The organism is Pseudoroseomonas cervicalis ATCC 49957, from assembly GCF_000164635.1.
In the GTDB taxonomy this organism is placed as follows: Bacteria; Pseudomonadota; Alphaproteobacteria; order Acetobacterales; family Acetobacteraceae; genus Pseudoroseomonas; species Pseudoroseomonas cervicalis.
Genome location: NZ_GG770777.1, coordinates 753,755 through 760,959 on the forward strand (window position 1 = coordinate 753,755; position 7,205 = coordinate 760,959).

At 71.8% G+C, this 7,205-nt stretch carries 8 protein-coding genes and 1 riboswitch; of the genes, 4 read left to right on the forward strand and 4 right to left on the reverse strand.

The window, feature by feature from the left end:
* Positions 1-139: 139 nt before the first annotated feature.
* On the reverse strand, positions 140-613 hold the full coding sequence (locus HMPREF0731_RS03235; RefSeq protein ID WP_157135909.1) for a DUF192 domain-containing protein: 474 nt from the start codon (positions 611-613) through the stop codon (positions 140-142).
* An 8-nt stretch (positions 614-621) separates the two neighbouring features.
* Positions 622-1,755 carry an acetoin utilization protein AcuC gene (locus HMPREF0731_RS03240; protein ID WP_007002587.1) on the reverse strand — a complete coding sequence of 378 codons (1,134 nt, stop codon included), beginning with the start codon at positions 1,753-1,755 and terminating at the stop codon, positions 622-624.
* A 96-nt stretch (positions 1,756-1,851) separates the two neighbouring features.
* Positions 1,852-1,962, forward strand: a riboswitch (TPP riboswitch).
* On the opposite strand from HMPREF0731_RS03240, the gene HMPREF0731_RS03245 reads away from it, so the two are divergent.
* The 4 genes from HMPREF0731_RS03245 (at position 1,957) to HMPREF0731_RS24020 (ending at position 5,480) form a co-directional block, all read left to right on the forward strand.
* A complete protein-coding gene (locus HMPREF0731_RS03245) occupies positions 1,957-2,718 on the forward strand; it encodes an ABC transporter ATP-binding protein (RefSeq protein ID WP_040612237.1) in 762 nt (253 codons plus the stop codon). It overlaps the preceding riboswitch by 6 nt.
* The gene (locus HMPREF0731_RS03250) at positions 2,715-3,473 is read left to right on the forward strand and encodes an ABC transporter permease (RefSeq protein ID WP_007002588.1); all 759 of its coding nucleotides are present in this window, start codon (positions 2,715-2,717) and stop codon (positions 3,471-3,473) included. Before HMPREF0731_RS03245 ends, HMPREF0731_RS03250 begins: the two co-directional genes overlap by 4 nt.
* Positions 3,470-4,474, forward strand: coding sequence for an ABC transporter substrate-binding protein (locus HMPREF0731_RS03255; RefSeq protein ID WP_007002589.1), 1,005 nt, complete (start codon positions 3,470-3,472; stop codon positions 4,472-4,474). The genes HMPREF0731_RS03250 and HMPREF0731_RS03255 overlap by 4 nt, the downstream gene beginning before the upstream one ends.
* 193 nt (positions 4,475-4,667) lie before the next feature.
* Positions 4,668-5,480 carry a peptidoglycan-binding protein gene (locus HMPREF0731_RS24020; protein ID WP_007002590.1) on the forward strand — a complete coding sequence of 271 codons (813 nt, stop codon included), beginning with the start codon at positions 4,668-4,670 and terminating at the stop codon, positions 5,478-5,480.
* A gap of 59 nt (positions 5,481-5,539) precedes the next feature.
* Here the strand turns inward: HMPREF0731_RS24020 and prpB are convergent, their stop codons facing one another.
* Together prpB and HMPREF0731_RS03270 are read right to left on the reverse strand one after the other, a co-directional pair.
* The gene (prpB, locus tag HMPREF0731_RS03265; RefSeq protein ID WP_007002591.1) at positions 5,540-6,463 is read right to left on the reverse strand and encodes a methylisocitrate lyase; all 924 of its coding nucleotides are present in this window, start codon (positions 6,461-6,463) and stop codon (positions 5,540-5,542) included.
* 26 nt (positions 6,464-6,489) lie between these two features.
* Positions 6,490-7,205: sodium:proton antiporter (locus HMPREF0731_RS03270; protein WP_007002592.1), on the reverse strand; the 716-nt coding region annotated here is incomplete at its 5' end.

The following is a 7,205-nucleotide window of genomic DNA, read 5'->3' on the forward strand; positions in this document are numbered from 1 at the left end:
ACGCCACGGGAGGATCGCGGCCTGCATCAAATGGAGGCTGCCGCGCGGGGCGGCGCCGGAACGCTGGACCATGATCATTCTCCCTGCGGCGCAGGCTAGATGATCACGCGATTGTGATAAAGAAGTATTTACCGCCCTGTCAGGGCGCGGTGCCGAAGATGCGGTGCTGCACCCGGTCGCCGACGCGGATGTTCAGCCGCTCCGCCGTGCCGGCGGCCAGTTCCAGCGTGGCGCGGACCGGGCCGCGGCTGTCGATGGTGGCCAGGCTGCGCGGCACGGTGCGCTCGGCGATGCGGTGGACGCGGCCATCCTGGGCGATGAACAGCATGTCGAGCGAGGTGATGGTGTTCTTCATCCACATGGCGCTCTCGCGCGGGGTGCCCCAGTCGAACAGCATGCCCTCATCGGGCTTCACCTCGGGCCGCCACATCAGCCCGATCATCTGCTCCTCCGGCTTCACCGCCATCTCGACCGTGAAGGGCAGGCTGCGCCCGTCGCGGGTGACGATGGTGAGCGGCTCGGTGGCCAGGCGCGGCTGCGGCGTGTCCTGGGCGGCGGCGGGAAGGGTCATGGCGGCGAGCCCCAGCAGGGCCAGCAGGAAATGGCGGCGCATGCGCCGGATCATGCCACAGCGGCGGGGGGGTCGGGCAGCCCCTCCAGGGTCACGGCGGCGATGTGGCGGATCTCGCCGCGCACCGGGCCCGGGCGCGGCGTGTCGCGCAGCGTGGTGAACCAGTGCTCGGGCGGGTTGCGGCCGGCGGCGCGGTGGAAGCTGAGCGCCCGCAGCACCGCCTCGGCCCCGGGCGGCAGGCGCTCGGGCGGTTCGTGGCCCTCCAGCACGCCCCACAGCCCGGCCCAGCAGCGCGCCACCGTCCAGGGGTTGTAGCCGCCGCCGCCCAGCACGATCAGCCGCGGCGCCAGATCCATCACCGCGCGCAGCGCCGCCCAATGCGCGTTGTTGGACAGGCCGAGCTTGGCCAGCGGGTCCTCCTCCAGCGCATCGGCGCCGCATTGCAGCATGATCGCCTGCGGCCTGCGGTGGCGGATCAGCGGCAGGATGGCGTGGTGCAGCAGATAGAGAAATTCGCTGTCGTTCAGCCCCTGCGGCACCGGCAGGTTGCGCGCATGGCCGCCGGCGCGGTCCTCCAGCAGCCCGGTCTGCGGCCAGCGCCCGGCCTCGTGCACCGAGACGGTGAAGACGCGCGGGTCGTCGGCGAAGGCGTCCTGCACCCCGTCGCCATGATGCGCGTCGATGTCGAGATAGAGGATGTTCTCCAGCCCCTGGTCGCACCAGGCGAGCAGGCCGAGCACCGCGTCGTTCAGGTAGCAGAAGCCGCTGGCGCGGTCCGGCCGGCCGTGATGCGTGCCGCCGCCCGGCACATGCACGGCGCCGCCCTCGGCGGTCAGCCGGGCTGCCAGCAGCACGCCGCCGGCGCTGGTGGCGGGGCGGCGGAAGATCTCGGCATAGACCGGGTTGCCGCGGGCGCCGATGTCGTGGCGGGCGCGCATCGCCTCGGTCGCCTGGCCCAGCGCCTCCGCCTGCTGCAGCGCGGCGATATAGGCGGGGTCGTGGAAGCGGGTCAGCTCCTCCGGGCGCGCCATCGGGCTGTCGATGTAGCGGGCGGGGTCCAGCCAGCCGAGCGCGCGGATCAGGTCCAGCGCGGTGGAGACGCGCGGGATGGCCAGCGGGTGCTTCGGTCCATAGGTCGAGCGGCGATAGATCTCGGAGCCGATCAGCAGCGGCGGGGAGCGCATGCAGCAGGAATGGGGCGGCGCGCTGCGGGCGCAAGGGGCGCGCGCCGTTGCCGCCACGCAACTTGCACAAAGCCGCGGCCTCGCGCATAGACGGCGCTCGACATCGGGGGGAGCCCGCGGCGCGGGCTGAGAGGCAGGGATGGGCCCTGCGACCCCTAGAACCTGATCCGGGTCATGCCGGCGAAGGGATCGGTGGTGGGCATGCGGCCTCTCTCGGCGGCGCCGGCATCCGGCGCGCCTTCCCTGCGGGTGGAATTGCCCGGGCTGGCGCTCGGCGGGCGGCCCGTGCTCGGGAAGCTGGCGCTGGATTTCGCCGGCGGCCAGGTCACCGCCCTGCTCGGGCCGTCCGGCGTTGGCAAATCCACCCTGCTGCGGCTGGTCGCGGGGCTGCTGCCGGCGCCGCCCGGCAGTCGCATCGCCGCCGGCGATGGCGCGCCGCTCGCCCCCCGCATCGCCTGGATGGGCCAGCAGGACCTGCTGCTGCCCTGGCGCAGCCTGCTCGGCAATGTCGCCCTCGGCGCCGCCCTGCGCGGCGAGCGGCGGGACGAGGCCCGCGCCCGCGCGCTGATCGAAGCGGTGGGCCTCGGGGGGCGCGAATCGGCGCGGCCGGCGCAGCTCTCGGGCGGCATGCGGCAGCGCGCGGCGCTGGCCCGCACGCTGATGGAGGACCGCCCCTTCGTGCTGATGGACGAGCCCTTCTCGGCGGTGGACGCGCCGACGCGCCACCGGCTGCAGGACCTGGCCGCCGGGCTGCTGGCCGGGCGCAGCGTGCTGCTGGTGACGCATGACCCGCTGGAGGCGCTGCGCCTCGCCCACCGCATCCTGGTGCTGCGCCCGGGGCCCGCGGGTGCCCTGCCGGAGGAATTGCCGATGCCCCCCGGCCCGCCCTTGCGCGCCGCCACCGACCCGGCGGTGCTGGCGGCCCAGGCCGCGCTGCTCGAACGGCTGGCGGCGGCGGCATGAGGGCGCTGCTCGCGGCGCTCGGCCTGCTGCTGGGCTGGGAAGCCTATGTGCGCCTCTCCGGCGTGCCGCCCTTCCTACTGCCCTCGCCCTGGCGGGTCGGCGTGGTGCTGGTGGAGCGCTGGGACATCCTCTGGGGCCACGCGCTCACCACCTTGACCGAGATTGTGCTCGGCATGCTGATCGGCTCCCTGGCCGGCATGGCGGTGGCGCTGCTGCTGGCGGCGTGGCGCGGCGGGCGGCGCTGGCTGCTGCCGCTGCTGATCGCCAGCCAGGCCATCCCGGTCTTCGCCATCGCCCCTCTCCTGGTGCTGTGGCTGGGCTTCGGGCTCGCCAGCAAGGTGGCGATGGCCAGCATCATTATCTTCTTCCCCGTCGCCACCGCCTTCTATGACGGGCTGCGGCGCACCGAGCCGGGCTGGCTCGACCTCGCCGCCACCATGGGGGCCAGCCGCTTCGCGGTGCTGTGGCGCATCCGCGTGCCGGCGGCGCTGCCGGGCCTGGCTTCCGGGCTGCGCGTCGCCGCCGCGGTGGCGCCGATCGGCGCGGTGGTGGGGGAATGGGTCGGGGCCTCGGCCGGCCTCGGCTACGTCATGCTGCAGGCCAATGGCCGCAGCCAGACCGACATGATGTTCGCGGCGCTGGCCATTCTCGCCGGCATGGCGATGGCGCTGTGGTTCATCACCGACAAGGCGCTGCGGGCGATGCTGCCCTGGCAGCCCGACCAATTGTCCGACGACAGCGGAGGAAAAGCATGACGTCCCTCACCCGCCGCGCCCTGCCCGGGCTGGCGGCCCTGGCCCTGCCCGGCCTGGCCCAGGCCCAGAGCCCTGCCCCTGCCCCTGCCCCTGCCCCGGCCACCGCCGGCGGCGCGCCGGCGAAGCTGACCCTGCTGCTGGACTGGTTCGTCAACCCGGACCACGCGCCGATCGTGGTGGCGCAGGAGGGCGGCTTCTTCGCCCGCGCCGGCCTCGAGGTGCGCATGATCGCGCCGGCCGACCCGAACGACCCGCCGCGGCTGGTGGCGGCGAAGCAGGCCGATCTCGGCGTCTACTACCAGAAGAACCTGCATCTGGCGGTCGACCAGGGCCTGCCGCTGGCCCGCGTCGGCACGCTGGTGGCGACGCCGCTCTCGACGCTCACCGTGCTGCGCGACGGGCCGATCCGGTCGCTCGCCGATCTGCGCGGCAAGCGCATCGGCTTCAGCACGGCGGGGTTCGAGGAGATCGCGATCGACACCATCCTCGGCACGGTCGGGCTGTCCTCGCGCGATGTGCGGCTGGTCAACGTCAATTTCGGCCTGTCCTCGGCGCTGATGGCCGGGCAGGTCGAGGCGATCCTCGGCGGCTTCCGCAATTTCGAGCTGCACCAGCTGGAGATCGAGGGCCGCCCGGGCCGCGCCTTCTACCCCGAGCAGCACGGCATGCCGATCTATGACGAGCTGATCTATGTCGCGCATCGCGACCGCGCCCAGGACCCGGCGCTGCGCCGCTTCATGGACGCGCTGGAGGGGGCGACCACCTTCCTGGTGAACAATTACGAGGAAAGCTGGCGCATGTTCATCGCCGGCCAGCGGCGCGAGCTGGACAATGAGCTGAACCGCCGCGCCTTCCGCGACACGCTGAACCGCTTCGCGCTCAGCCCGGCGGCGCTGGACGCCAACCGCTACCAGCGCTTCGCCCGCTTCCTGGCGGAGCGGAAGATGATCCGCGCCGTGCCGCCGCTGGCCCGCTACGCGGTGGAGCTGCCGCCGGCCTGAACCGGCGGGGGCGCCCCGCGGCTTAACCCGGTCTTCGGACTTTCCGCGCAGGCTGAGGCCAGGCGATCCCGCCTGGCCTTTTGCGCGGCCGGTCTTTTCGTTTCTCTTGATTAATGGACTATATTCCTATATTCTGCCGGCGGGATCGGTCATCGCAACCCCATCTCCCCCATCGGCAGGAGGTCCCCGCCCCATGCTGTCCATCTCCCAGCTCCGCCAGATCTACCCGCAGGCGGAGCAGGCGCATCTCGAGGCCTTCGCCGAGCAGGGCGCGGCGCTGTTCCGCCGCACCGGGCTCGATGCCTTCCGCCAGCGCTGCCATTTCTTCCTGGCCCAGCTCGGCCATGAATCGAACGGGCTGCAGGCGGGGGAAGAGAATCTCAACTACTCCGTCCCGCGGCTGATGCAGGTCTGGCCGGGCCGCTTCCCCACACCCGAGGCGGCGCAGCCCTATGCCTTCCAGCCGGAGAAGCTGGGCAATTTCGTCTATGGCGGGCGGATGGGCAACCAGCAGCCCGGCGATGGCCACCGCTATCGCGGCCGCGGCTACATCCAGCTCACCGGGCGCGACGCCTATCAGCAGGTCGGCCGGCGCTGCGGCCTGAAGCTGGAGGAGCAGCCGGAGCTGGCCTTGCAGCCGCGCCACGCGCTCGCCATCGCCTGCGGCTTCTGGGAATGGAAGAAGCTGAACGCGCTGTGCGACCAGGGCGATTTCATCGGCCTGACCAAGCGCATCAATGGCGGGCTGATCGGGCTGCAGGACCGCTATGACTGGCTCGACCGGGTGCAGCGCGCCGTGCCCTGGCAGGATCCCGGCCCGGTCTCGCTGGCGATCGAGGACATCAAGGCGGTGCAGCAGGGGCTGAAGGAACGCGGCCTTTATGCCGGCTCGATCGATGGCATCCTCGGACCGCTCAGCCGCCAGGGCATCGCGACGCTGCGGGCGGAGGAGAAGCTGCCGCCGGGCGGGCTCGACCGCTCGGTGCTGGACGTGCTGGGGCTGTAGCGCCGCCCTACCCCTGGCCCCGGCCATGCCCCGCCCGCAAGCGGGGCATGGCGCGGCGCTCAGCGATCCTGCGGCATGCCCTCGGGCACCACGGTCTTCACCAGGGTGGAATCCAGCGCCTCGTAATCATGATAGGCGATGGTCTGGTACAGCTCGTTGCGGGTCTGCATGCGGCCGATCATGGTGTGGGTGCCGCCCTCGCGGCCGATGGCGGCGTAGAGCTCCTCCATCGCCTTGGCGGCGATGCGCAGATGGCTCACCGGCCAGATCACCATGGAATAGCCCATGGCCTCGAATTCCTCGGCGGTGAAGAAGGGGGTGCGGCCGAATTCGGTCATGTTGGCCAGCAGCTTCACCCCCGGCATGCGGCGGGCGAATTCCTCGAACATCTCCCGGGTCGTCAGCGCCTCGGGGAAGATCGCGTCCGCCCCCGCCTCCAGGTAGAGCCTGGCGCGCGCCACGGCGCCGTCCATGCCCTCGCTGGCGGCGGCGTCGGTGCGGGCGATCAGGTAGAGATGCTTGCGCGCCTTGCGCGCGGCGGCGACCTTGGCCGCCATGTCGCGCGCATCGGCCAGCTTCTTGTCGTTCAGATGGCCGCATTTCTTCGGCAGCAGCTGGTCCTCGAGATGCACGGCGGCAGCGCCCGCCTCCTCGAAGCTGCGCACCATGTGCATGACGTTCAGCGCCTCGCCATAGCCGGTGTCGCCATCGACCAGCACCGGCAGCTGCGTCGCGCGCACCACCTGGCGGATGTGCCAGGCCACGTCATCCACCGTGATCATGCCGAGATCCGGCAGGCCCATGGTGGCCGACATGGCGGCGCCCGACATGTAGAGCGCCTCGAACCCCGCCTGCTTGGCCAGCAGCCCGGCGATGCCGAGATGCGCCCCCGGCATGCGCAGGATCTGCGGCCGCTCCAGCAGCGCGCGGAAGCGCTGCCCGGCCGGGGCGTCGGGCAGGTCGTCGGCGATCACGTAAGGCATGGACGGTTCTCCCTCGGGACGTGGCTTCAGAAGAAGATCAGCGTGGCCAGGATGAAGGTCGGCACCAGGAAGACCAGCGCCCAGCCGCAATAGCCGAAGAAGCTCGGCATGCGCACACCCTGCTCCTCGACGATCGCCTTGACCATGAAGTTGGGGGCGTTGCCGATATAGGAATTGGCGCCCATGAACACGGCACCGCAGGAGATCGCCGCCAGCGTCATCGCCCCCGGCCCCATCAGCGCCTGGGCGTCGCCGCCGGCCAGGTTGAAGAACACCAGATAGGTGGGCGCATTGTCGAGGAAGGAGGACAGGCCGCCGGTCAGCCAGAAATACACCCAGGGGATGGGCTGCCCCTGCGCGTCGGAGGTCAGCGCCACCAGACCGGCCAGCGGCCCGGCCGGCCCCGCCTTCAGCATGGCCAGCACCGGCGCCATGGTCAGGAAGATGGCGGCGAACAGCTTGGCCACCTCCAGGATGGCGCCCCAGGTGAAGCCGTTCTCCTCGCGCAGCGCGGTGGGCGTCAGGCGGACCGAGGCGAGGGTGATGAGCAGGAACAGCGCCATCGCCACCAGCCGCTCGATGCCGACGGACTGGCCGAAGATCTCCACCGCGCCGGGCTGCCACAGCCCCTGCATCAGCACGCCGGCCACCACCAGGCCGATCAGCCCGATATTGACCCAGCCCTCGATGGCCAGCCGGCCGCCCGGGGCCGCGGCCGGGCTCGGCGGCGGCGGCTCGACCG

Bases quoted from the DNA above. Each gene is read 5' to 3' on its own strand.
- HMPREF0731_RS03235 (WP_157135909.1), bottom strand. From the start codon at position 613: ATGCGCCGCCATTTCCTGCTGGCCCTGCTGGGGCTCGCCGCCATGACC.
- HMPREF0731_RS03240 (WP_007002587.1), bottom strand. From the start codon at position 1,755: ATGCGCTCCCCGCCGCTGCTGATCGGCTCCGAGATCTATCGCCGCTCG.
- HMPREF0731_RS03245 (WP_040612237.1), top strand. From the start codon at position 1,957: ATGCGGCCTCTCTCGGCGGCGCCGGCATCCGGCGCGCCTTCCCTGCGG.
- HMPREF0731_RS03250 (WP_007002588.1), top strand. From the start codon at position 2,715: ATGAGGGCGCTGCTCGCGGCGCTCGGCCTGCTGCTGGGCTGGGAAGCC.
- HMPREF0731_RS03255 (WP_007002589.1), top strand. From the start codon at position 3,470: ATGACGTCCCTCACCCGCCGCGCCCTGCCCGGGCTGGCGGCCCTGGCC.
- HMPREF0731_RS24020 (WP_007002590.1), top strand. From the start codon at position 4,668: ATGCTGTCCATCTCCCAGCTCCGCCAGATCTACCCGCAGGCGGAGCAG.
- prpB (WP_007002591.1), bottom strand. From the start codon at position 6,463: ATGCCTTACGTGATCGCCGACGACCTGCCCGACGCCCCGGCCGGGCAG.